This window comes from Nostoc sp. (assembly GCF_036917615.1).
Lineage (GTDB): Bacteria > Cyanobacteriota > Cyanobacteriia > Cyanobacteriales > Nostocaceae > Nostoc.
In genome coordinates this window covers 114,652-139,377 of the sequence record NZ_JBALCZ010000027.1, presented here as the reverse complement: position 1 = coordinate 139,377, position 24,726 = coordinate 114,652, and the positions used below count along the sequence as shown (strand labels likewise).

Sequence of the window (24,726 nt, the reverse complement as noted above, 5' to 3'; positions counted from 1 at the left end):
TAACTTTTAAGTATTTAACATGTGTACAGACACTAGTTTATATCGGTTCTATAGTTTGAAACCTCTGAAATTTAGCTGTTCACAGTTCCTTGCTTTTGAGAATATATCCGTTTTAGGGACAGATTTCATTGGCAATCACATTGCTTAACCAGGTGATGAGTTAGGGTTACTATTTTATTTGATGTACCTCATTTTAACGCATTTCCTAAATTGACGACAAACTGAATTGGGGAATAGGGATTGGGGACTGGGGAGATGAGGAAGTAGGGGGAGCAGGGGAAGAAGAACTCTTAACCAATCCCAATGCCCAATCCCCAATGAGAGAATTTTTTTAGGAAATTATAACATTGGCAATTGGGATGCTATATTAGTAAGTCTAGTAGTGTGTGTACATATTAATAGTATTTTTGGAATTGACTGTGGCGAATACAAAGTCTGCTCTCAAGCGTGCCGAAATCGCAGAACGTAACCGACTGCGTAATAAAGCTTACAAATCAGCAGTCAAGACGCTGATGAAGAAATACTTTAATGCTGTAGCTGTCTATGCAGCTAATCCTACCCCAGAATTAAAACAAGAAGTACAGGCTCGGTTATCCGAGGCTTACGGCAAAATCGATAAAGCGATCAAACGGGGTGTCCTTCACCCCAACAATGGGGCAAGGAAAAAGTCCAGATTGGCTCATAAACTAAAACCTTTAACTCAAGCAGCAGCTGAATAGTCATTGGTGAGCCAGTGCGCTCTTCTGGCTTAGGGAGTCACTGTGTTACAAACTTTACCAAAGTGGTAGCAAGTGGCGTGAAACGATGCTGCGCTATGCGCGGCATCTTCTTTACCTTGGAGTGCGCTAACGAGTCTGCGAACGTCTGGGAAGCCAATGCAGTCTTGAGGGTTTCCACACCACTTGACGCCAGTCCGCTCAAGTCGGGAAACTCGCCCACGCGGCAGGCTCCTTTATGCCTGTTAACCTGTCCACCGCAGGAACTCTCCATGAGCGACTGGCGTCGTCTGTGCTGAATTAAAACAAGTGGCGGGCGTGGTTTACCTCTTGAGCAGCTGGTGCTCGCAATGCGTTCGCGTAGCTTCTCCCACTGGAGAATAATTGACGCGGAGGGTTATTTGTCCTTAGTCGTGCGTGATCAGGAGTAATAATTTATGACTAATGACAAAGGACAAAGAATGCAACTGATAGACACGCACGTTCATCTCAACTTTGATAGTTTCCAGCCAGATTTAGCAACAGTGCGATCGCGGTGGCAAGAAGCAGGTGTAGTGCGTTTAGTACATTCCTGTGTTCACCCTGAGGAGTTTTCCAGTATTCAATCCATCGCTCAAAAGTTTCCCGAAATCAGCTTTGCTGTGGGATTACATCCTTTAGATGCTGATAAATGGAATAGTGAGACAGCCGAGAAAATCAAAACTTTAGCGAGTTCCGACTCGAATGTAGTAGCAATTGGGGAAATGGGGCTGGATTTTTACAAAGCTGATAACTACGAGCAACAGTACATGGTGTTCGAGTCACAGTTGGCGATCGCATCTGAACTCAACTTACCAGTGATTATCCACTGCCGCGATGCTGCCGTGGCAACCCGAAAAGTGTTGCAAAAATGGTGGGAAATCAAGGGAGAAAAAGTGCGGGGTGTCATGCATTGCTGGGGAGGAACGCCAGAAGAAACTCAATGGTTCCTGGATTTAGGCTTTTACATCAGCTTTAGTGGAACGGTAACGTTCAAAAACGCCAAAGCGATTCAATCCTCAGCTGCGATGGTAAGTAGCGATCGCCTACTGATTGAAACAGACTGTCCTTTCCTAGCTCCAGTTCCTAAACGCGGCGAGAGGCGTAACGAGCCTGCCTACGTGCTTTATGTAGCCGAGCAAGTAGCTAAACTGCGTCAGGAAACGGTAGAGGCGATCGCCCATCAAACGACCCAGAATGCCTGTGAATTATTCGGTCTGTCAATATAAAGTGTGCTTTCATCTCTTTTATTCAGTTGTGCTAAAAAAAATAAAACTTTAGGGGGACAAAAATATGTTAATATTATTCCCTCAAAAACATTTTGCTTGCGCCATAATGATAAAGGAAGGAACCTAAAATTTCTGAGCCTAATTTTCCGTGCTGTTATCGGCTTGGCCATCCTCCAACATCTCTACAAGCGGATGCTCTCCACACATGACGAACCGTGCCAACCCAAATTGAGCTAGACTTTTGCACAACATCAGCTTGGTGTGTATTGAACATATTCAAAATCGTTAAACAAAATTGCCTTGTGAATACAATTGCGCAAAATGAAGTGATTCTGATTCAAAGCCAACAAGGTTCGGATCATTCCCTCAGTCTTAGGATATCTAGAATATCACTGAGAGTATAAACAGTCGGGTGAATTTAAAACACACCGTCTAGAGCTGCGTCAGCAAATTAACGCGCTTTTTGGAGGGGAAATGAAGAAAGTAGATAAAACTCAGGAATATCTCAATGTATATTCTTCTTAAATCAAGACTATAGTGGGTTTTTGGCGTCTGAGTAACCGATTAGGGGCGATTACCCCCTTGTCCAAATTGCTCATTCGAGCTTTAATCGCTGCGTTTGCCCACACCTGTAAATGCAAGTGTGTCAGAAAGAGTTCCCAAACAGCTAAGGACACTGGCTAGCAGTGGGAAGCGTCAAACAGCAGTGTCCAAGGGAAAATTTTACCAGGTTGACAAAGGAAGAGGCATGACTAAAGAAACGTATATGGAACCCGCCTTTCTGTTGCCCGACTTGATTGAAATCCAGCGGTCAAGCTTTCGCTGGTTTTTAGAAGAAGGGCTGATAGAAGAACTTAACTCCTTTAGTCCGATCACAGATTATACGGGCAAACTAGAACTGCACTTTTTAGGTCATAACTACAAACTCAAGGAGCCAAAGTACAGCGTCGAAGAAGCCAAACGGCGGGATAGTACCTATGCCGTCCAAATGTATGTTCCCACACGCCTAATTAACAAAGAAACAGGGGAAATCAAAGAGCAAGAAGTATTTATTGGGGATTTGCCTTTGATGACTGATCGCGGCACGTTTATTATTAACGGAGCCGAGCGGGTAATTGTCAATCAAATAGTGCGATCGCCAGGAGTATACTACAAATCAGAAATCGATAAAAACGGGCGACGCACTTATTCAGCTAGCTTAATTCCCAACCGGGGAGCATGGCTGAAATTTGAAACAGACCGTAACGATTTGGTGTGGGTACGCATCGACAAAACCCGCAAACTCTCAGCGCAGGTACTCCTAAAAGCTTTAGGGTTATCAGATAACGAAATCTTTGACGCCTTACGTCATCCAGAATATTTCCAGAAAACCATCGAAAAAGAAGGGCAATTCTCTGAAGAAGAAGCCCTGATGGAGTTATATCGCAAACTGCGTCCTGGTGAACCACCCACAGTACTAGGTGGACAACAGCTCTTAGACTCTCGTTTCTTTGACCCAAAACGTTATGACCTTGGTCGCGTCGGACGGTACAAACTCAACAAGAAATTGCGCCTTTCTGTCCCCGACACAATGCGTGTGTTGACTGCTGGGGATATCTTGGCAGCCGTGGATTACTTGATCAACCTAGAATATGACATTGGTAATATCGATGACATTGATCATTTAGGTAATCGTCGGGTGAGAAGCGTCGGGGAATTGCTGCAAAACCAAGTGCGGGTAGGCTTAAACCGCCTAGAGAGAATCATTCGGGAACGGATGACCGTATCCGATGCCGAAGTCCTAACCCCCGCTTCCTTGGTGAACCCCAAACCATTGGTAGCAGCAATTAAAGAATTCTTTGGTTCCAGCCAGTTAAGTCAGTTCATGGATCAAACCAATCCTCTGGCAGAACTGACCCACAAACGCCGTCTGAGTGCCCTTGGACCTGGTGGTTTAACCCGCGAACGCGCTGGGTTTGCTGTGCGGGATATTCATCCTAGTCACTATGGACGCATTTGCCCGATTGAGACACCAGAAGGCCCCAACGCCGGATTGATTGGTTCCTTGGCAACCCATGCACGGGTGAACCTGTACGGCTTCTTAGAAACGCCATTTAGACCTGTGGAAAACGGGCGAGTTAGATTTGATCTGCCTCCAGCCTACATGACAGCCGATGAAGAAGATGATCTGCGGGTTGCTCCAGGAGATATTCCTGTAGATGAAACTGGACACATTATTGGGCCGCAAGTGCCAGTCCGCTACCGCCAAGAATTTTCCACCACAACACCAGAGCAGGTGGACTACGTAGCGGTATCTCCCGTACAGATTGTGTCGGTAGCGACCAGCATGATTCCCTTCTTGGAGCATGATGACGCTAACCGAGCGCTGATGGGGTCGAACATGCAACGGCAAGCAGTACCCCTGCTCAAGCCAGAACGTCCTCTGGTGGGTACAGGTTTGGAAGCGCAAGGAGCAAGAGACTCTGGGATGGTGGTTGTATCGCGCACCGATGGCGATGTCACCTATGTGGATGCCACAGAAATTCGTGTGCGTCCGAAACCAGCAACCTCCGAAATTAAGTACACCCTTTCCAAGTACCAACGTTCCAACCAAGACACCTGTTTAAATCAGAAACCTCTCGTCCGCATAGGTGAACGTGTTGTTGCTGGTCAGGTGCTGGCTGATGGCTCCTCCACTGAAGGCGGTGAATTGGCGCTAGGACAAAATATCGTAGTTGCCTATATGCCTTGGGAAGGCTACAACTACGAAGACGCAATATTAATTTCTGAAAGACTGGTGCAGGATGATGTCTACACCTCAATTCACATTGAAAAATATGAAATTGAAGCTAGACAGACAAAACTGGGGCCAGAAGAAATCACCAGAGAAATTCCCAACGTTGGGGAAGATGCCTTGCGTCAGTTGGATGAACAGGGAATCATTCGCATTGGGGCATGGGTAGAAGCTGGAGATATCTTGGTAGGAAAAGTCACCCCGAAAGGTGAATCTGACCAACCGCCAGAAGAAAAACTGTTGCGGGCCATTTTCGGTGAAAAAGCACGGGATGTCCGGGACAATTCCCTGCGAGTTCCAAATGGTGAAAAAGGTCGCGTAGTTGATGTGCGGTTGTTTACTCGTGAACAAGGCGATGAACTGCCACCGGGAGCCAATATGGTAGTGCGGGTATATGTCGCCCAAAAGCGGAAAATCCAAGTTGGTGACAAAATGGCAGGACGCCACGGTAATAAAGGGATTATTTCTCGGATATTGCCAGCGGAAGATATGCCTTATTTGCCCGATGGTTCACCAGTAGACATTGTACTTAACCCCTTGGGTGTACCCAGTCGGATGAACGTTGGACAAGTATTTGAGTGCCTCTTGGGTTGGGCTGGTCAGACCTTGGGAGTGCGATTTAAGATTACTCCCTTTGATGAAATGTACGGTGAAGAGTCATCCCGCCGAATCGTGCATGGCAAATTGCAAGAAGCACGAGACGAAACAGGCAAAGACTGGGTATATAACCCAGATGACCCAGGCAAAATCATGGTATTTGATGGTCGTACAGGCGAACCCTTTGACCGACCAATTACTATCGGTGTGGCTTACATGCTGAAGCTGGTGCATTTGGTGGATGATAAGATCCACGCCCGGTCTACAGGGCCATACTCACTGGTGACTCAGCAACCCTTGGGTGGTAAAGCACAACAAGGTGGTCAACGGTTTGGGGAAATGGAAGTGTGGGCATTGGAAGCCTTTGGTGCGGCTTACACCTTACAGGAATTGCTCACAGTCAAATCTGACGATATGCAAGGACGGAATGAAGCGTTAAATGCGATCGTTAAAGGTAAGGCAATTCCCCGACCTGGAACCCCAGAATCCTTTAAGGTGCTAATGCGCGAGTTGCAATCATTGGGGTTAGACATTGCCGTACACAAAGTAGAAACCCAAGCAGACGGCAGTTCCCTAGATGTGGAAGTCGATTTGATGGCAGACCAATCAGCCCGTCGCACACCTCCTCGACCCACCTATGAATCTCTTTCGCGCGAATCGCTGGAAGATGACGAATAGTCAATAGTCAACAGTCATTAGTCCTTTGTCCTATGAATCATGACAATGACTAATGACCAATGACTAATGACTAATGACCAATGACTAATGACTAATGACTAAATATGAGACCTGCCCAAACTAATCAGTTTGACTACGTAAAAATCGGCTTGGCTTCCCCTGAACGCATTCGGCAGTGGGGCGAAAGAACATTGCCCAATGGTCAGGTAGTTGGTGAAGTTACCAAGCCGGAGACCATTAACTACCGAACTCTCAAGCCAGAGATGGATGGCTTATTTTGTGAGCGCATCTTTGGCCCCGCGAAAGATTGGGAATGCCATTGTGGCAAGTATAAAAGAGTCCGTCACAGAGGTATTGTCTGTGAGCGCTGTGGGGTAGAAGTCACCGAGTCACGGGTGCGTCGCCACCGCATGGGCTATATTAAACTCGCTGCACCAGTAGCTCACGTCTGGTATCTCAAAGGCATTCCTAGCTATATTTCCATCCTGTTGGATATGCCCTTGCGGGATGTCGAACAGATTGTCTATTTCAACTCTTATGTTGTCCTGAGTCCAGGTAATGCCGAAACTTTAACTTACAAACAGCTACTGAGTGAAGACCAGTGGTTGGAAATAGAAGACCAAATTTATAGCGAAGATTCTCAGCTGCAAGGCGTAGAGGTAGGTATTGGTGCTGAAGCACTGTTGCGCTTGCTTGCCGATATTAATTTAGAACAAGAAGCGGAAAGCCTACGCGAAGAAATTGGCAACGCTAAGGGACAAAAGCGGGCCAAGCTAATTAAGCGATTGCGGGTGATTGACAACTTCATCGCTACTGGTTCCAAACCAGAGTGGATGGTAATGGCAGTTATTCCCGTGATTCCCCCCGACTTGCGCCCAATGGTGCAGCTAGATGGCGGACGGTTTGCCACCAGCGATTTAAATGATTTGTATCGGCGGGTAATTAACCGCAACAATCGTTTGGCACGCTTGCAAGAAATTTTGGCACCAGAGATTATTGTGCGGAACGAAAAGCGGATGCTGCAAGAAGCAGTGGATGCTTTGATTGACAATGGTCGTCGGGGACGCACTGTGGTAGGGGCAAATAACCGACCCCTAAAATCTTTGTCCGACATTATTGAGGGTAAGCAAGGACGTTTCCGACAAAACTTGTTAGGTAAACGGGTTGACTACTCTGGACGTTCTGTAATTGTGGTCGGGCCAAAGCTGAAAATTCACCAGTGCGGTTTGCCTAGAGAAATGGCAATTGAGCTATTTCAACCATTTGTGATTAACCGCCTTATTCGTAGCGGCATGGTGAATAACATCAAAGCGGCGAAAAAGCTGATATCCCGCAATGATCCCAGTGTCTGGGATGTGTTGGAAGAAGTGATAGAAGGACACCCTGTGATGCTAAATCGGGCACCAACGTTGCACCGCTTAGGTATTCAGTCTTTTGAACCGATTTTAGTAGAAGGTAGAGCGATTCAACTGCATCCTCTGGTGTGTCCAGCGTTTAACGCCGACTTTGACGGCGACCAAATGGCGGTACACGTACCGCTATCGTTAGAAAGTCAGGCGGAAGCACGATTGTTGATGTTGGCTTCTAACAATATTTTGTCACCAGCCACGGGGAAACCCATCATCACGCCCAGCCAAGACATGGTGTTGGGAGCCTATTACTTAACAGCAGAAAATCCCGGTGCTACAAAAGGCGCAGGAAAGTACTTTTCTTCGCTGAATGACGTAATTATGGCTTTCCAGCAAGAGCAAATTGACTTGCACGCCTATATTTACGTGCGGTTTGACGGTGAAATAGAATCAGACCAACCGGATACAGAACCCGTGAAAGTGACGGAAAACGAGGATGGTACCCGGACATTACTCTATAAGTTCCGCCGAGTCAGACAAGACGCTAAAGGCAATGTACTTTCCCAGTATATATACACAACTCCTGGTCGCGTTATTTACAATAATGCCATTCAGGAAGCATTAGCAAGTTAATTCGTAATTTCTAATTCGTAATTCGTAATTAATTCTTCAATTACGAATTACGAATTACGTAGCTTGCTTCTCGCCTCTGGCGAGTATTACGAATTATTAATTATTGATGACTCAGGACTAATGACTAATGACTAACGAAAAAATGATTTTTCGCAATCGAGTGGTTGACAAAGGTCAACTGAGAAATTTAATTTCTTGGGCCTTTACGCATTATGGTACGGCGCGAACCGCAGTGATGGCGGACAAACTCAAAGATTTGGGATTTCGCTACGCTACCAAAGCAGGGGTTTCGATCAGTGTAGATGACTTGATGGTGCCACCAACTAAGCGATTGCTGCTAGAAGCAGCCGAAGAAGAAATTCGCGCCACTGAAACCCGTTACCAACGGGGAGAAATCACTGAAGTAGAACGCTTTCAAAAGGTAATCGATACCTGGAATGGTACCAGTGAAGCCTTGAAAGATGAAGTAGTCGTCCACTTCAAGAAGACTAATCCCCTGAACTCCGTATACATGATGGCATTTTCCGGGGCGCGGGGTAACATCTCCCAAGTCCGGCAATTGGTGGGGATGCGGGGACTGATGGCAGACCCTCAAGGGGAAATTATCGATTTGCCCATCAAAACTAATTTCCGTGAAGGACTAACTGTGACGGAATATATTATTTCGTCTTATGGTGCCAGAAAAGGATTAGTGGATACTGCCTTACGGACGGCTGACTCTGGTTATCTCACCCGCCGATTGGTGGATGTATCGCAGGATGTAATTATTCGGGAATTTGACTGCGGCACTACCAGAGGTCTTACCATTGGACCAATGACAGAAGGTGCCAAAACCTTGATTCCTCTAGCAACCCGCTTGATGGGACGGGTAATTGGCGAAGATGTGGTGCATCCGGTGACAAAAGAAGTGATTGCACCACGCAATTCGCCAATTTCTGAGGACTTGGCGAAGAAAATTGAAAAATCTGGGGTGGCAGATGTTGTGGTGCGATCGCCCCTAACTTGTGAAGCTGCACGTTCTGTCTGTCAACACTGCTACGGCTGGAGTTTAGCCCACGCAAAAATGGTGGACTTGGGCGAAGCTGTGGGGATTATTGCCGCCCAAAGTATCGGCGAACCTGGCACTCAGCTAACCATGCGGACATTCCACACAGGTGGTGTGTTTACAGGGGAAGTGGCGCAACAAGTTCGTTCTAAAATCGATGGGACTGTCAAGCTTCCCCGCAAACTGAAGACCAGAACATATCGTACCCGCCACGGGGAAGATGCCCTGTATGTTGAGGCTAATGGTATCCTGCTTTTGGAGCCAACAAAAGTAGGTGATGTTACCCCAGACAACCAGGAAGTTCATCTGACTCAAGGTTCAACACTATATGTATTTGATGGAAATCAAGTAAAACAAGGTCAGTTGTTGGCAGAGGTTGCCCTCGGTGGACGCACAACTCGGACTAATACAGAAAAAGCAGTTAAAGATGTCGCCTCTGACTTGGCAGGGGAAGTACAATTTGCCGAAGTAGTTCCAGAACAAAAAACCGACCGTCAGGGTAATACCACAACTACAGCCGCACGCGGTGGTTTGATTTGGATTTTGTCTGGGGAAGTTTATAACTTGCCGCCTGGCGCAGAATTGATTGTCAAAAATGGTGATGCGATCGCCTCTAATGGAGTTTTAGCAGAAACCAAGTTAACCACTTTGCACGGTGGTGTGGTGCGCTTGCCCGAAGCTACTCCAGGTAAGAGTACCAGGGAAATTGAGATTATCACTGCTTCTGTAGTCTTAGACCAGGCAACGGTAACAGTCCAAAGTTCCCAAGGTCGCAATAATTACCTAGTCTCCACTGGCAACAACCAGGTATTTAACCTCCGAGCTACACCAGGCACAAAAGTGCAAAATGGTCAAGTAGTGGCTGAGTTAATTGATGACCGTTATCGCACAAGCACTGGTGGATTTTTGAAATTCGCGGGTGTAGAAGTCCAGAAAAAAGGCAAAGCCAAGCTGGGTTATGAAGTCGTGCAGGGCGGTACCCTTTTGTGGATTCCCGAAGAAAGTCACGAAGTCAATAAAGATATCTCCTTGCTGTTGGTAGAAGACGGTCAGTTTGTGGAAGCTGGCACTGAGGTGGTGAAGGATATTTTCTGCCAAAACAGCGGTGTGGTAGAAGTAACTCAGAAAAACGACATCCTGCGGGAAGTTGTGGTTAAGCCAGGGGAACTGCTAATGGTGGACGATCCAGAAGCAGTTATCGGGCGAGATAACACCTTCATCCAACCAGGTGAGGAATTCCAAGGCAATGTCGCCACGGAATTGCGTTATATCCAGTATGTGGAGACACCAGAAGGGCCCGCCCTGTTGAGTCGTCCAGTAGTTGAGTTTGCCGTGCCCGATAATCCAGATGTGCCATCAACTACATCAGTAAGCCAACAAACTGGGCGATCGATTCAGCTGCGGGCAGTGCAGCGACTGCCTTACAAAGATTCGGAACGCGTCAAGTCTGTTGAAGGTGTGGAACTGCTGCGAACCCAGCTAGTACTGGAAATTGAGCAAGAAGGAGAACAAGACCACAATGCTTCGCCTTTAGCAGCAGATATTGAATTGGTACAGGATACCGAAGACTCAGAAGTTCAACGCTTGCAGCTGGTGATTTTGGAGTCCTTGGTAATTCGTCGAGACATTACTGCTGATGCCACCCAAGGCAGCACCCAGACCACACTTGAGGTAGAAGATGGGTTAACCATCGCTCCCGGTTCTGTGGTCGCACGTACCCAAATCCTGGGTAAAGAAGGGGGGATAGTGCGGGGCGTTCAAAAAGGAACCGAAAACGTGCGTCGCTGCTTGGTGTTGCGCCATACTGACATGCTTACGGTTAATACTAGTACTCAGCCTAAAGTAAAGGTGGGTGACTTGCTAGTAGAAGGTACAGAAGTTGCTCCTGGAGTTTTTGCCCAAGAATCAGGGCAAGTAGTGGACGTTAAAAAGTTAGGAGTTAAGAGTGAAGAGTTAGGAGTTAATTCCGAAACTTCTAACTCCTCACTCCAAACTCAGAACTACGCTATTACTACCCGTGTAGGTCGCCCTTATCGAGTCAGCCCTGGTGCCGTGTTGCAGATAGAAGACGGCGATTTGGTACAACGGGGTGATAACTTGGTGTTGTTGGTATTTGAACGCGCCAAAACCGGAGATATCATTCAAGGTTTGCCCCGGATTGAGGAACTGCTTGAAGCTCGCAAACCGAAAGAAGCGTGCATTTTATGTCGCCGGGCGGGTGAAGTTAAGGTAGTTTACGGCGATGGTGATGAAGCGATCGCCATCAAGGTCGTAGAATCAAATGGCGTGGTTACTGATTATCCTCTAGGTCCAGGACAAAATTTGATTGTACCAGATGGAGCGACTGTGTTAGCAGGACAACCGTTGACCGATGGCCCATCCAATCCACACGAAATTTTGGAAATCTTCTTTAGCCTGGGTTCCGAAGACGGAGTTTATGCTTGTGCTAGCCATGCTTTGCAGAAGGTACAGACATTCTTGGTGAATGAAGTGCAAATGGTGTATCAATCTCAGGGAATTGATATTTCTGATAAACACATTGAAGTAATTGTTCGCCAGATGACCAACAAAGTCCGGATTGATGATGGTGGTGACACCACCATGCTTCCCGGTGAATTGGTAGAACTGCGCCAAGTTGAGCAGGTGAACGAAGCTATGGCAATTACAGGCGGTGCTAGGGCACAGTACACCCCAGTATTGTTGGGTATCACTAAAGCATCGTTGAACACCGACAGCTTTATTTCTGCCGCATCCTTCCAAGAGACAACACGAGTACTTACCGAAGCAGCTATCGAAGGCAAATCCGACTGGCTGCGCGGATTAAAGGAAAACGTGATTATCGGGCGATTGATTCCGGCTGGTACTGGGTACAATACCTATGAAGAACCCGGTGCGATCGATGATTATACTGCTGAGATTAACAGTAGTGTCTTGGATGAAGTTGATGACCCCCTGGATATGGTCTTAGATGACCGCACAGCTCGCACCTATAATTTAGATTCTCCTACTCTTGGGGAATCTGGTTTTGGTAGCAGACGTGCAGAAAGGTCAATTCTAGATGACGAAGATGAATTAATCGCCGATGAAGTAGCAGACGACGACGATTTCGAGGAAGAAGAGGAAGACGACGAAGATGATTTCGACGATGAGTAGAGACTTGAAATTTCGCGTCTCTATTAAAAGGTAAAAAGTAAAAAGGCAAAAGAAAATCTTCTTTTGCCTTTTTATTTTGCTCTCTAAAAACACATTTTTAAATCCTCAAGATTCTCTTTTCTGGCTTTCAACCTAGTGGTCTGTCTGATTAATTTTGATGGCTAAGAAAACGACCCCCATACTCCTACGGAGAAGCAAGCTACGCGCAGCGTCTCGTAGAGAAGGACGCTGATTCACCTATCAAAACTAATGACACAAACCACTAGTAGGAGTAGGGTGTGTTATGCCGTAGGCTAATGCACCTTGAATTGCTGATGATGCCGTAGTCTCTGAGAGGATGCTAGCTTTTTTTCTGGGCTACTGAACCAAAAATACCATCAAAGGAATCATATTTGTTTAGGACTTACGCAATAACTCTCTGAAACCTTATTCTTTTGTGTCCTTTGCGTCCTTTGCGATAGCCTGCGGCAAGCCGCTCCGCGTCTACGTTTTTTCATGATTTTGCGTAAGTCCTGTTGTTTAATAATGGAATGAGTCAGGCGATCGCTGTGCCATTCGTCTTAGAAGATGTTTTTAAAGTCCTCTTGTCGGTAGCAAAACGTTCTAGATCCCTCTAAATCCCCCTTAAAAAGGGGGACTTTGATCCGGTTCCCCCCTTTTTAAGGGGGGCTAGGGGGGATCAATAAGTGCTTAAAATCACAGCTAACCACTTTTAAAACATCCTCTTAGAGAGTACGGCACCCTACATTTAAATTTATTAACATAGCTTGAAATATTAGCGCCGACTTACTTACGGCGATTCAAAAGTAACATCCTCATAGAAATCTGCAATAGCACACCGAAAATCTACACTTGCCAGATGAATGATATCTTGTTGTGCATAAGGATAAAGTACCCATTGTCTCTCTGAATTGCGGCGAAAACACTCAACATTTAACCGAGTTTGACTCACAAGTACATATTCCTGAAGTGACTCCATCTGTCGGTAGTCAGCAAATTTATCACCTCGATCAAAGGCTTCTGTTGTCGAAGATAGCACTTCTACAATTAAGCAGGGGTAACGCAGAAAGTTGTTAAAAGCTTTATCTCGTTGGTCACAACTTACCATCACATCGGGGTAGTAATAGATATTAATCGACTCAATATGTGCTTTGGTATCTGAGATATAAGCCTGACAACCACTCCCGCGCAAATGATTTCTCAACATTGAAGCAATATTAAGAGAAATAATCACATGAGCATTACTTGCTCCTGCCATTGCATAAACCTGTCCCTGTTTATATTCATGCTTGATAGGATTAGTTTCTTCTCCTTTGAGATAGTCTTCTGGGAAAATATAGCTAGAATTTGGAGTTGCAACCATCTGCAATAACCTTGTGTGATGCCTTTTATCTAGTTTAAGAGAAGCTTGACGCCTAAATCCGCTAAGTGTGCATCTTCATAAATCTAGCAATAGCTAGATGCTGCAATTCTCTCAAAAGCTATAATTTACATCTGTTGCACCGAGAGATTAACTTGTGGATGTCATCTTAGAACGATCGCACGAATTAAAACAAGCGTTAGTTGATTTTGTCTTTGATGCTGAAGGCGAACTGGCAAAAGCACTGGAAACTTATGCAGCAGCACAGTCGCGCCGTGGAAGTGGAGATAGTACACAGCAGGACTTAATCATCGATAGCTTTCTGACAGCGGGGAAAGTCGGTGAGAAGTCTCCATTAGAGTTGTTTATCGAAAGCCGTCCAGATTTAGACCAGAGCGATCGCAACCTGATCAACAGCTGGCATTATAGTTTTATTGGCTTATTTGCCATTACCAACATCCTACCTGATGGTTTTGAATTGACAAACTGGTTGACAGATAAAGGCTACATCGTCAAGCCAAACAATGTCCAAACGCTACAGGCAATATCTCGGTTGAAAGTAGGAGAAATCTTGCTAACTCGCATTTCTCCCGTTACCGATAACTACTGGATGTTTTCTGGCCCTTATACAATAATGGGTAAATTGGGTAAACCAAAACTTGCTGTAGCAATTGGTAATTTTAAAGAAAACTATAAAAGTAATCTTTACAGCGATGCTCCAGACTTGCTAGAAGAAGCTTGGCAATCAGTAGCACAATATCATCAGCAGTTTGTGGACTTTTTCGGCACTGATGAAATTACATTACCGGGATACCAGCTTAATAAAAAAATAGCGGAATTTCAAGAATTAATTACTGAAAAAAGCTTGGCAGCAGCAGGAATTGATACTTCTAAGTCATTGGCTGAAGTGGCAGAAGCTGCTGGCATTGGAGATGAGGAAATCAAAGCAGCAGCAGAAGAGTTTGGTGCTGACTCAAACGCAGTTTCTCAGATGTTTAACAGCAAAAGCGGCAATAGCAAAATGGTTATGCCAAAAGTTGATTTACCTGCCGAACTCAAGAAAGCAGAACAGGTAACGGCTCTTTCTCATCCCCGTTGGGGACAAATGTTTTTACCAACATATAGTAAGGTACAAGCAATTTTAGCGGCAGAGGACTGGCAAAGTATTGAAGGGGCTGAAAAATTAATTCGCTACTATATTGAAGATAAAAGTATTAACGCTTTTATCTGGCATCGATTAGCGCAACAGTATCCAACTCAATTAGAAAATGTGTTGCAGAAATATCTGCAACGTCCATTTCGCCTTGAAAGTGACTTGGACGCACTTTTGCAACAATTCAACAAGCCTATTGAGCCAGAGTTACCAGAAATTGCTAGTGTCCCGATACATTTACACAACTTATTTCAAGAAGCTTTAGGAGAAGTTAACAAATCTAAGCCCAAGGGTAAGGGGCAAAAAAAGCCAGCAAAAGGTTTTCAATAAGGTTAAAAATATATCCAATATCTCACTCTACTACTTAGGGTTATATGGTTTCCAAGGTAGAGTCGTTTGTCGGAGCGTACAGCTAGCTGTGTGCTTCCAGTCCGTATTGGGTAAAATCAGTGTGATAAAACGAGATAAAAACCGGATAGTTAGATTTAAACATCGCTAGATAGCAGGTGAACAATCTCAGCTACGATTTCCTCTGGACTCTCAAGCTTAACTAGAAATCGATTAAAGCCAGCATTCAAAGCCTTATGACTTGAAACCTCCCGTGTATAAGAAGTGATAGCGATCGCAGGTAACTGTCTTATAGATGGACAAGAATGCACTCGAATTTGCTCAATTAACCAATTTCCATCATGATCGGGCAACTTCACATTGCACAGCAGAAGATCGGGATGAAGCGATTCTACCAAGGCAAGGGCTGCTTCTGCATCGGTTAAAGCCATTACCTCTGCACCTGCTGCTTCCAAAATGAAGATGAGCAAATCTGCAATATCTGGCTCATCCTCTACCAGTAAGATCAGGGTTCCAATAAGGTGCTGGAGGGGATTGAACTCAGTTTCTTGATTGATTTTTTGATCTGTTGCCATGCCGTCCTTTTATTGCCTGCTATAGTCTGCTATTTCTATTGCAACGCATGGAGCAGAATAAGTATTCACCCTAAATACACAAACTTAGGGTGAAAAGTTTTATCAATATGAAGAAGCTAAATCACCGATCAACATTGACCGTCCTGTTAGGTAAGCGATCGCTCCAAGCAACTCATCTATGTCCACAGGCTTTAATAACCATTGGTCAAACCTTGCTTCCGACTCCGGAAATCTAGCTTCTAACTCTCCGAGTGCCGTGACTGCGATAACGGGAGTGGATTTGTCAAGCCTATCTTTGATTTGCCGGATCTGACGTAGCAGCGAATAACCATCTTCACCGGGCATGGCAATATCACTAAGTATAGCAACGGACAGGAAGCTTAGGACAAAAATAAATTCACAATGTACGCTTGTTGAAAGCATCTACCGCCAACTTGTCCTAACGGCTTTGTCCACTGCTATACTAAATCTGGGCGAAGTTCGACAAACGTTGCTAAGGCTTGATGTACCGTGAAAAGCGATCGCCCCGAGCAACTCATCTATGTCCACAGGCTTTAATAACCATTGGTCAAACCTTGCTTCTGACTTCGGAAATCCCGCTTCTAACTCTCCGAGTGCCGTGACTGCGATAACGGGAGTGGATTTGTCAAGCCTATCTTCGATTTGCCGGATCTGACGTAGCAGCGAATAACCATCTTCACCGGGCATGACAATATCACTAAGTACTAAATCTGGGCGAAGTTCGACAAACGTTGCTAAGGCTTGATGTACCGTGAAAGTTGAATGAACTTCAATCCCATAAAATTCAAGCAAACAAGTCATCCAGGCACAGGAATCGAGGTCATCATCGACCACTAGTACTCGCAATCCGTCCAATGTAGAAGTGTTAGGAATGGGCATACCAGGAGCCTCACTCTAAGTGAATGTCACAGTATCTAACGAGAATTTAATAATTAGTGCATTTTTCATAGAAAAATAAGATTTCCCTAATTTTACTTAACATTGTGCAACGCCATTCTCAGAGTTTTGCTGCTCAAACAGACGGCGTAGGAATCCAGAGGAATTATACGTATGGTTTCTACAAGCAAAGTGCTGTCTTCAGTAATAGTCGAAGTCCAGGGCTTTACAGTCGTAATTAGAAGTATTTAGCTGACCTGATTTATCGTTAATATCGAATCACACAAAACTTAAAATAAGTTTTATAAATTTAAATTTATTCATATTTCCTCTAATATTTTTAGGTTTTGGCAATGGCGTTTTTGTAGTATTCACAAAGTTGACTAATATTTCTTGGTAACAGGTAATTGGAGAAAAGCTCTTACCCATTACCCATGACTCATTAGCGAGGTTCAGCTTGGGTTGAGACTGTTAAGACTTGCGGTGGTGTAGCATCCGGGGGATAGAGAAAGTCTACTTCTACTAAGGAGCGATCGCCTGCCTTCATATTTAATAAAACTAATGGTTCCCCTGGTTGACCTCTTTTTTGCACTAAATGCACAAACTGAGTTTGCGGCTGACCTTGGTCATCTTTGTAACGTACCTGCACCGTTCCTCTAAAGAATACTTGACTGGCTGGTGTACTCAAAAAGCGTAACCCCGGTTTTCCTAACTGATCCTCCTTGAGTGGCGTTTGCATGGACACAATCACAGTTTGAGGACTTTGAGTATTATTGTATAGCGGCAACTTCAGACTATATTGAACTCCGTAGTTGCCATGAGCGCGATATGCGGTGTCAGGATAGCGCACCAGCATGGTAGCACTTTGAATTTGACCAGTTCCTAACGTACCCTGCATGATGGTACTCAGAGCGTAGGAAAATACTTGACCAGGCTGAGGAATAGTTAGATACCTTTTTTTAGGATTATCTACTAATAAGGCTCTCCATTGGGAACCACCAGCTACTCCGGCTACACGCCCATAAACTATAGGCTTACCAGTTTCCTCAACGGGAGTGGGGGTTTTATCCCGTGGCCCCGCCAAATCACCATTATCTAATAAATTTTGCCACTCCTCTAAGGTAGGCGATCGCTCGCTGCCATCGGGATTTACCCGCGCAAACATCGCAAGGCTAGCTGCATAAACAGTCCCATTACTCCACAGTCGCATCAATGTAGACCGACCATTAAGGGGTGGTGTCAATCCCTGCACAGGAATTGGTAAATTTAGTAACATCCGACTTTGCCCTGGTGGAATTTCAATTTGGGCAGGAAAAATCTCTTGTCGTTTTCCTCTAAGCACATCAGACATGACGCGATCGCCTGGACCGGCAAAAATTGTACCTAAAAGATTTTGACTAAAAGATGGTAACTGAATAAATGGTGCATCCGGTTGACTTAAATAACTCGCCGCCTGCCAAATATTTATCTTCACTGTTTGAGAACCAGGGTTATGCAGAATTATTCCCAAATAAAGAGAACGCAAATTTTCTGGTGGTTCCGCCTTAGTAATGTGGTGGGCAAAAATATCAAATCGTCCCCGAAAGGGAAAATTCAAATGTGCCGTTGGCACTTTTTTACCATCGGGTGGAAAAGTCGAGAGTAAAATTCCTTCTTTCAACACCAATTCTGGACTATTGCTGTTAAAAGTTGGCACTGTATCCAACTTACCTGGTAAAGGTCGTACTTCTTGTGGTTGCACCACTTCTTCAGGTGGTGGTGTGGCAGGAATTGATTGGGCAATTGGGAAAATTAGTAACAATGGCAACATATACTTAGATATTTCTTCCACCATACAGACACTAACAACTTTATGAAAGTGCCAATTTATTAATAATTAATATGAAATCTGCAAGAATCCCGATCAAATTTTCTTGATTGAGAATCGCAACGTGGACAAAGGTCAATACGGTTCAGATAAGACTCGATCCCCCCAACCCACGCCACTTGAGGCCAGTCCGCTCAAGTCGGGATTGCCCATGCGGCTGGCTCCTCCACTTGGAGAAACCGCTCTGAGCGAGTGGCTCCCCAATAAATTGGCTTGCTCAAAATAACTCTATTTCCCCCTTTTTAAGGGGAGCTAGTCCGCCCTTGCGGTTTTCCGACTTGTTCGCTCTTAGCGTTCCCGCTCTTTAGGAACTGGCGTGGATAATAAGGGATCTTTAAGGACTGTGCAGCTTAACCGAACCGTATTGGGACAAAGATACAACGTGCCGTGAGTTGGTTATGGCTTAAGTAGTCCAACATTGAATAGTAAAGACCCTTTGGTGCGTCTACACTTGCGTTCGCAGATAAATTTACCGCAGTCGTGGCTAATCTCAATTGCCGCTGCTCCCGCCACTAATTCCTCCAAATCAACTTTTCTCTGCAAAATAATTTATTTACAGCTAGCACCTGCTTCCATACTTAATTGTCTACAGCTTGCAGCCATGCCACAACAGATGATGTAATCAGGTTAAATTGCATTGATTTTTTCAATTACCCGATCACTGGCAAGTTGCACATTTACGGGTAACTGGTGCAAAAAAGTTAAGTCATGGGGGAGCAACTCAAGTTTGGTAACTTCTAGTAATAAATCATCAGAAGAATTTGACTGAAGAATTTGACTGTTGATCCTTTAGCCAAATATCAAAAGAAATTAATAGAATTCTTTTCTTCATAACAAATATTATTTAGAATAGAAAAACCCTCCATAATAAATTTACAAGGAGCAGGTAAATGCCAGTTATTGCGGTCGTAGACTATGAGATGGGAAATTTGCACTCAGTCTGCAAAGGCTTGGAAAAATCTGGGGCAACTCCTAATGTTACTTATTCTCCAAAGGAATTAGAGCAGGCAGATGCAATAGTCCTACCGGGAGTGGGAGCATTTGATCCAGCAGTGCAACACCTGCGAGCGCGTGGTTTGGAACAACCTATTAAAGAAGCGATCGCATCTGGTAAACCTTTTTTGGGAATTTGTTTAGGATTGCAAATTCTCTTTGAATCAAGTGCAGAAGGTACCCAACCAGGACTAGGAATTATCAAAGGAAAAGTGCGGCGGTTTCGTCTTGAACCTGACATCACTATTCCTCACATGGGTTGGAATCAATTGGAAGTGACTCAGCCAAAAAGTATTTTATGGGAGCATTTACCATCTGCTCCTTGGGTATATTTTGTCCATTCCTACTATGTTGACCCAATAGACCCGCTAATCCGTGCAGCAACTGTCACCCACGGTACTCAAACCGTAACAGCTGCGATCGCCTATGAAAACCTGATGGCAGTCCAATTTCACCCCGAAAAATCCTCTAATATCGGATTGCAAATCCTGTCTAATTTTGTTGCTCAAGTCCGCGAAAAAATTCCTGCCTAATACTACTATTTGTCATTTGTTCTTTGTCTTTTGTCTAAAACTAATGACTAATGACCAATGACTAATGACCAATGACTAATAACCAATGAGCCTGAGAATTTACGGTAATCGCCAGCTAAAAACTTTACCAGGAAAAGAAACTAGACCCACCAGTGCGCGGGTAAGGGAGGCAGTCTTTAATATTTGGCAGGGAAAAATTGCAGGTTGTCGCTGGCTAGATTTGTGCGCCGGTAGTGGTTCAATGGGCGCAGAGGCTTTGTGTAGAGGAGCCAGCCTAGTAGTGGGAATTGAACAATCGAGCCAAGCCTGTGCCATCATCCAACAAAATTGGCAGCAGGTATCTAATGCCGAGCAAGAACTTCGGGTATTGCGGGGAGATATTACCCAGCAGTTAAAGACTTTATCAGGCAAGCAATTTGACAGAATCTACTTTGATCCACCTTATGCCAGTGGATTATATGAGCCAGTTTTAGAAGCGATCGCTCACTATCAACTTTTAGATCCTAGCGGCGAAATCGCAGTTGAACACGCCTCACAAGGTTGGACACCGCTAGAGATTACCGGTTGGGAAATTTGCCGCGAGAAAGTTTACGGCAACACATCACTTACTTTTTACACAATTGTGGAATGAGAGGAGCTTCTGGAGCAGGGGAAGCAGGGGGAGAAATAACTTTGACTCCTGCCTCCTGCCTCAGCACTCAAGACTCAGCACTCTTCATCCCCCCAACTCATTGAAGCGCTTATATTGCTTATAGGCAGCGTAAAACAGTCCGGCGAGAGTGACGAAAACTAGACCAAGGACAATACCTGATAGCAGGGGTTCAACCACTGGAAATCTCCTCTTTGTAATTATTAAATATTCGTTGCCTGTTTTTGATTTTACCAAATTTTGTATGAATCCTGTGCCCTACAGCCTTTTTAGAGGGAGACTGCCCACAAGAAAATAGTCTTCTGTGCTTGCAGACACAATCAAGAACTTTTAAGCTATGTGTAGGAAATGAAAACTTTTTAGCACACCTAGACTTTCACAACAAACCTTTTGGATAACCAGATTAGCAAACCTGAAATTTTGATTCAGCGGATCGTTTTATTGACGCTGGCCATACTGCTAGCAGTCCCTTTAGGCTTTTTGGGTGTTCAGTTGGTTCAAGCCTCCGATCCATACGTCAAGAGTGTTCTATCCCTAACAGGAAATCCAATTCAAGGACACGCGATCTTTCAAATTAACTGTGCTGGTTGTCATGGCTTGGAAGCAGACGGGCGAGTCGGACCCAGTTTGCAAGCTGTTTCAAAGCACAAGTCTCGGTATGGGCTGATTCACCAAGTGATTAGTGGCGAAACACCGCCAATGCCAAAATTCCAACCTAGTGCCCAAGAAATGGCGGATCTTTTGAACTATTTAGAGTCGTTGTAGACGTTAGAATTTTTGGTTGCGGGATATATAAATCCTTCATGGAAAAAGGCAGCATAGGATGTGCTGCCTTTTTCTATCTTTGACAATTTTTAACAGACGGCAAGAATTTGTAGATGTGGAAGGCAAGGGCGATTTGTCACCAGCAGTCCATGTGCGGGGCGCACCTTCAGAATGAAACAAAGCTAGAGTTAGTATTCAAAGAGGATTATCTCAAAGCACCCTAGCTCAGTTTGATCACTTCGTCTTCTAGCGTCGCAGTGGCGAGAACTGTGAACTATCACTAGTCATTTTCCTTTGTCCTGTCCTTGTCTTCACATCTGGTCGTATTTACGTAGAATCTTTGATAAAAACTCATATAAACTGTATATTCTAAAGTATGTTAGCAAGTCACGATTTAATTATTGCGAAACTGAGGTTAGCGTACCTAACTCGGTAGGGTTAAGACAAAAGCTCCCAGTGAATCGGCTACGGTTTAGCTTCTTTAACAAACTAGATATTCTTGAGATGCCCGAAAGCTAATGACTGAAGCGATCCAAATCGGTAATCGTACAATCACAGCTAGTGAACTGATTTCTTTACTGGCAAGTTACCAAATGCTGCCACAGTTGCAGCGCGAATTGCTCATTGATGAGGCGATAGAGCAAAACTCACGCTTTGCGAAGGTAGTAATAGAGTGTACACCTGAGGAAGTAGCCCAAGCTAAACAGCAGTTTTACGCTGAAAAACAGTTCAAAAATGAACAAGACATCCAGGCTTGGATGGCACGTCAAGGGCTGACTCCCGAACAACTAGAAGTTATTACCACTCGGAAGCTGAAAATTGAAAAATTCAAGCAAGCCACGTGGGCTAATAAACTGGAATCTTACTTTTTTCAGTCCAAGGCAAAACTAGACAAAGTAATTTATTCCCTGCTGCGAACCCAGGATGTGGGAATTGCCCAAGAACTTTACTTCCGGATTCAGGCAAAAGAAAGCTCTTTTGCTGACTTGGCGCGGGAATATTCACTTGGACCAGAAGCCCAAACTGGCGGTTTAGTAGGTCCGATTGAACTGAATACACTACATCCGGTAATGGTGCAAATGCTCTCTAGCAGTCAACCAGGTCAGATATTGCCCCCTACCCGCATCGCTGAATGGTTCGTTATTTTGCGGCTGGAAAAACTGATTTCAGCACAACTGGATGAATTTATGAAATTGCGCCTGCTAAATGAACTCTTTGAAACCTGGCTACAAGAACAGCAAAAGCAAATCATGTCTGCACCTCAAGGGGAGGGGGACACGGGACGACAGGAAGAGGACGATAAACCTTTAACCCAAGCATGAAATTCACCTCCCATGCTTGGCTTCAAAACTGAAGGTAGCGATCGCTCTGTAAGTTTTCCAGGCTGGACGAGCGATCGCTTTTGATGTCCCACCTCATAGTATGCACTCTCCCAATTTAGCGTAGGCGTAGTCCGCCGCAGGCATCCCCTTGTTCTTCCGGATTGCGTAATATCACCATTTATAACCCACCTTCCGCACCCCAACTGTCATAAACTGAAATTACTTAGACAAAAAAGCCAACCAGGAATAAAAACAGACATCTAAAGACAAAAAGACATTTGAGCCGCCATAAATTACATTCAGTAATGTTCATCTCTGGAGAAAAAGTCATTATTCATGGAGATGATCTTAAACAGTTAATATCGCCGTTGCACAACGACAATCAGCCATAACAGTGCTAAAACGAATAGAATCACATGGAAAAACTCATACCCTAAATTAGGTAACCAACTCAACATCCAGCCTAAGCCTAGCTGAAATGAGTTTGCCAGAATTGTTAGAATTCCGACATATAGCAACAGAACAATACCAATACTCAAAGGGATCCTTAGTACATCTTTTAGTGCTAAAGAAGCAATTCCCAAAAAGCCAAGGTAAGGAAATACGAATAGATATATCCAGAACCAGTAGCCTACGCGATCAGGGTTAGGAGGTGATAAAAACCAGCTCAGATACAAAGAACCGTTAACCCCCATCCCCAAAAAAATTAGCACGTAAAGCAGCTTTTTACCAATTATCATATTTACGCAAAGGATGAAAATTTTTGAATGCCATGCAGCAGCCTACACAAAATTTGAGAATTTAGCTTTCACTTTCTCACGTTTTTCCCAGATGATTAAACTCTCAGCACCTAATCGCAACGATCACAATTGACTGGAGTTTAGACTAATTTTACCCATCAAACCACCAGTTTATAAGCAATTATTATATTTAACCGACATACTTGCTTTTACCGTAGCAAAGAAAAAGTATCGCCAGTTACAAAATTTCCAGGCGATCGTGTCGCCCACCCCACAAGAAATGTACAATTTCAGATTATGCAAACTAGATGTGGTTTAGCTTAATACCGCCCATTGATTCTACCAAATAAATTTTCCTTCAAAAGCTAAAAACTAGACTAGGCAGGAAATACAGATGATCCGACCGCGCAAGGTCTTTGCTCAACATTGGCTAAAAAGTGAAAAGGCGCTCGACGCAATTATTCAAGCAGCAGAATGTACAGAACGCGAACGCATCCTGGAAATTGGGCCCGGAACCGGCATTCTGACTCGTCGTTTACTACCCCTAGTGCAATCTCTGGTTGCAGTTGAAATAGACCGTGACTTATGCCAACTATTAGCAAAGCAACTGGGTAAGACTGAAAATTTCTTATTGCTGCAAGGCGATTTTCTCACCCTAGATTTACCTTCTCATCTGGTAGCCTTTCCCAATTTCCAAAAGCCAAATAAAGTAGTAGCCAATATTCCTTATAATATTACAGGGCCAATTATCGAGAAACTACTGGGTACGATCGCCAACCCTAACCCAGAACCATTTGACTCAATAGTGTTACTAGTACAAAAAGAAGTAGCAGAAAGGTTGTATGCTAAACCAGGATCAAGAGCCTTTGGGGCGTTGAGTGTGCGGGTACAGTATTTGGCTGAGTGTGAGTTAATTTGCACCGTTCCAGCAGCCGCATTCCATCCACCGCCAAAAGTTGATTCAGCAGTAGTGCGATTGCGTCCCCGAAAAATAGAAATACCAGCACTTGATCCAAGACGGTTAGAGAACTTCTTAAAGTTGGGGTTTGGTGCAAAGCGCAAAATGTTACGAAATAATTTGCAATCTGTTATGGAACGCGATCGCCTGACCCACTTACTGGAACAATTAGAAATAAATGCCCAAGCCAGAGCCGAAGACCTCAGCGTTCAGCAATGGGTAATCCTAGCAAATGAGTTAGGAGTTAAAAGTGAGGAGTGAGAAGTGAGAAGTTAAGAGTGAACGGGTAGTACCGCTACGCGTAATTCGTAATTTCTATACCGCAAGTGTTTCATTGATTTGGAATGGGTAGTTTATTTATACCGTGATTTACTA

18 protein-coding genes and 1 pseudogene are annotated in these 24,726 nt (G+C 44.5%); 11 read left to right on the top strand and 8 right to left on the bottom strand.

Annotated elements, in window-relative coordinates; genetic code table 11:
- Positions 1–419: 419 nt before the first annotated feature.
- The 5 genes from rpsT to V7K85_RS10130 all read left to right on the top strand — a co-directional run bounded on the left by rpsT (position 420) and on the right by V7K85_RS10130 (position 12,191).
- Complete coding sequence (gene rpsT / locus V7K85_RS10150; RefSeq protein ID WP_334813218.1) at positions 420–719, top strand: 30S ribosomal protein S20; 300 nt, start codon at positions 420–422, stop codon at positions 717–719.
- 458 nt (positions 720–1,177) lie between these two features.
- Positions 1,178–1,963: a TatD family hydrolase gene (locus V7K85_RS10145; protein ID WP_334813520.1), complete on the top strand. Its 786-nt coding sequence runs from the start codon at positions 1,178–1,180 to the stop codon at positions 1,961–1,963.
- A 748-nt stretch (positions 1,964–2,711) separates the two neighbouring features.
- A complete protein-coding gene (rpoB, locus tag V7K85_RS10140) occupies positions 2,712–6,011 on the top strand; it encodes a DNA-directed RNA polymerase subunit beta (RefSeq protein ID WP_334692254.1) in 3,300 nt (1,099 codons plus the stop codon).
- 104 nt (positions 6,012–6,115) lie between these two features.
- Positions 6,116–7,993 carry a DNA-directed RNA polymerase subunit gamma gene (locus tag V7K85_RS10135; RefSeq protein ID WP_334813216.1) on the top strand — a complete coding sequence of 626 codons (1,878 nt, stop codon included), beginning with the start codon at positions 6,116–6,118 and terminating at the stop codon, positions 7,991–7,993.
- Between the two features lie 127 nt (positions 7,994–8,120).
- Positions 8,121–12,191 carry a DNA-directed RNA polymerase subunit beta'' gene (locus V7K85_RS10130; protein WP_334813214.1) on the top strand — a complete coding sequence of 1,357 codons (4,071 nt, stop codon included), beginning with the start codon at positions 8,121–8,123 and terminating at the stop codon, positions 12,189–12,191.
- Positions 12,192–12,981: 790 nt separating this feature from the next.
- On the opposite strand, the gene V7K85_RS10125 is transcribed toward V7K85_RS10130, so the two are convergent.
- A complete protein-coding gene (locus V7K85_RS10125) occupies positions 12,982–13,554 on the bottom strand; it encodes a Uma2 family endonuclease (RefSeq protein ID WP_334813212.1) in 573 nt (190 codons plus the stop codon).
- A gap of 154 nt (positions 13,555–13,708) precedes the next feature.
- Between V7K85_RS10125 and V7K85_RS10120 the strand changes: the two genes are divergently transcribed.
- Entirely contained in the window at positions 13,709–15,034 is a 1,326-nt protein-coding gene (locus tag V7K85_RS10120; RefSeq protein WP_334813210.1) for a hypothetical protein, read from the top strand.
- A 155-nt stretch (positions 15,035–15,189) separates the two neighbouring features.
- On the opposite strand, the gene V7K85_RS10115 is transcribed toward V7K85_RS10120, so the two are convergent.
- The 5 genes and pseudogenes from V7K85_RS10115 to V7K85_RS10090 all read right to left on the bottom strand — a co-directional run.
- Positions 15,190–15,627 carry a response regulator gene (locus V7K85_RS10115; RefSeq protein WP_334813208.1) on the bottom strand — a complete coding sequence of 146 codons (438 nt, stop codon included), beginning with the start codon at positions 15,625–15,627 and terminating at the stop codon, positions 15,190–15,192.
- A 102-nt stretch (positions 15,628–15,729) separates the two neighbouring features.
- Positions 15,730–16,050, bottom strand: coding sequence for a response regulator (locus V7K85_RS10110; protein WP_334813206.1), 321 nt, complete (start codon positions 16,048–16,050; stop codon positions 15,730–15,732).
- Positions 16,051–16,527, bottom strand: a complete 477-nt coding sequence (locus tag V7K85_RS10105; RefSeq protein WP_334813204.1) for a response regulator — start codon at positions 16,525–16,527, stop codon at positions 16,051–16,053.
- Between the two features lie 439 nt (positions 16,528–16,966).
- Complete coding sequence (locus tag V7K85_RS10100) at positions 16,967–18,334, bottom strand: DUF3370 domain-containing protein (protein ID WP_334813519.1); 1,368 nt, start codon at positions 18,332–18,334, stop codon at positions 16,967–16,969.
- Positions 18,335–18,753: 419 nt separating this feature from the next.
- Positions 18,754–19,223 (bottom strand): annotated as a pseudogene (locus V7K85_RS10090) (peptidase C15); the annotation flags it as partial.
- Positions 19,224–19,281: 58 nt separating this feature from the next.
- On the opposite strand from V7K85_RS10090, the gene hisH reads away from it, so the two are divergent.
- Together hisH and rsmD are read left to right on the top strand one after the other, a co-directional pair.
- Positions 19,282–19,917, top strand: coding sequence for an imidazole glycerol phosphate synthase subunit HisH (gene hisH / locus V7K85_RS10085; protein WP_334813202.1), 636 nt, complete (start codon positions 19,282–19,284; stop codon positions 19,915–19,917).
- 85 nt (positions 19,918–20,002) lie between these two features.
- Positions 20,003–20,548 carry a 16S rRNA (guanine(966)-N(2))-methyltransferase RsmD gene (rsmD, locus tag V7K85_RS10080; RefSeq protein ID WP_334813201.1) on the top strand — a complete coding sequence of 182 codons (546 nt, stop codon included), beginning with the start codon at positions 20,003–20,005 and terminating at the stop codon, positions 20,546–20,548.
- Between the two features lie 84 nt (positions 20,549–20,632).
- Here rsmD and petG read toward each other — a convergent pair whose 3' ends face one another.
- Entirely contained in the window at positions 20,633–20,746 is a 114-nt protein-coding gene (petG, locus tag V7K85_RS10075) for a cytochrome b6-f complex subunit V (RefSeq protein ID WP_300414119.1), read from the bottom strand.
- A 210-nt stretch (positions 20,747–20,956) separates the two neighbouring features.
- On the opposite strand from petG, the gene V7K85_RS10070 reads away from it, so the two are divergent.
- Positions 20,957–21,331, top strand: coding sequence for a cytochrome c (locus V7K85_RS10070; RefSeq protein WP_334813199.1), 375 nt, complete (start codon positions 20,957–20,959; stop codon positions 21,329–21,331).
- 518 nt (positions 21,332–21,849) lie between these two features.
- Positions 21,850–22,653 (top strand): peptidylprolyl isomerase, encoded by an 804-nt coding sequence (locus tag V7K85_RS10065; RefSeq protein ID WP_334813197.1) that lies wholly within the window; start codon positions 21,850–21,852, stop codon positions 22,651–22,653.
- A gap of 356 nt (positions 22,654–23,009) precedes the next feature.
- On the opposite strand, the gene V7K85_RS10060 is transcribed toward V7K85_RS10065, so the two are convergent.
- Positions 23,010–23,393: a hypothetical protein gene (locus V7K85_RS10060; protein WP_334813195.1), complete on the bottom strand. Its 384-nt coding sequence runs from the start codon at positions 23,391–23,393 to the stop codon at positions 23,010–23,012.
- A gap of 394 nt (positions 23,394–23,787) precedes the next feature.
- On the opposite strand from V7K85_RS10060, the gene rsmA reads away from it, so the two are divergent.
- On the top strand, positions 23,788–24,612 hold the full coding sequence (rsmA, locus tag V7K85_RS10055; protein WP_334813194.1) for a 16S rRNA (adenine(1518)-N(6)/adenine(1519)-N(6))-dimethyltransferase RsmA: 825 nt from the start codon (positions 23,788–23,790) through the stop codon (positions 24,610–24,612).
- The last annotated feature ends 114 nt before the right edge of the window (positions 24,613–24,726 follow it).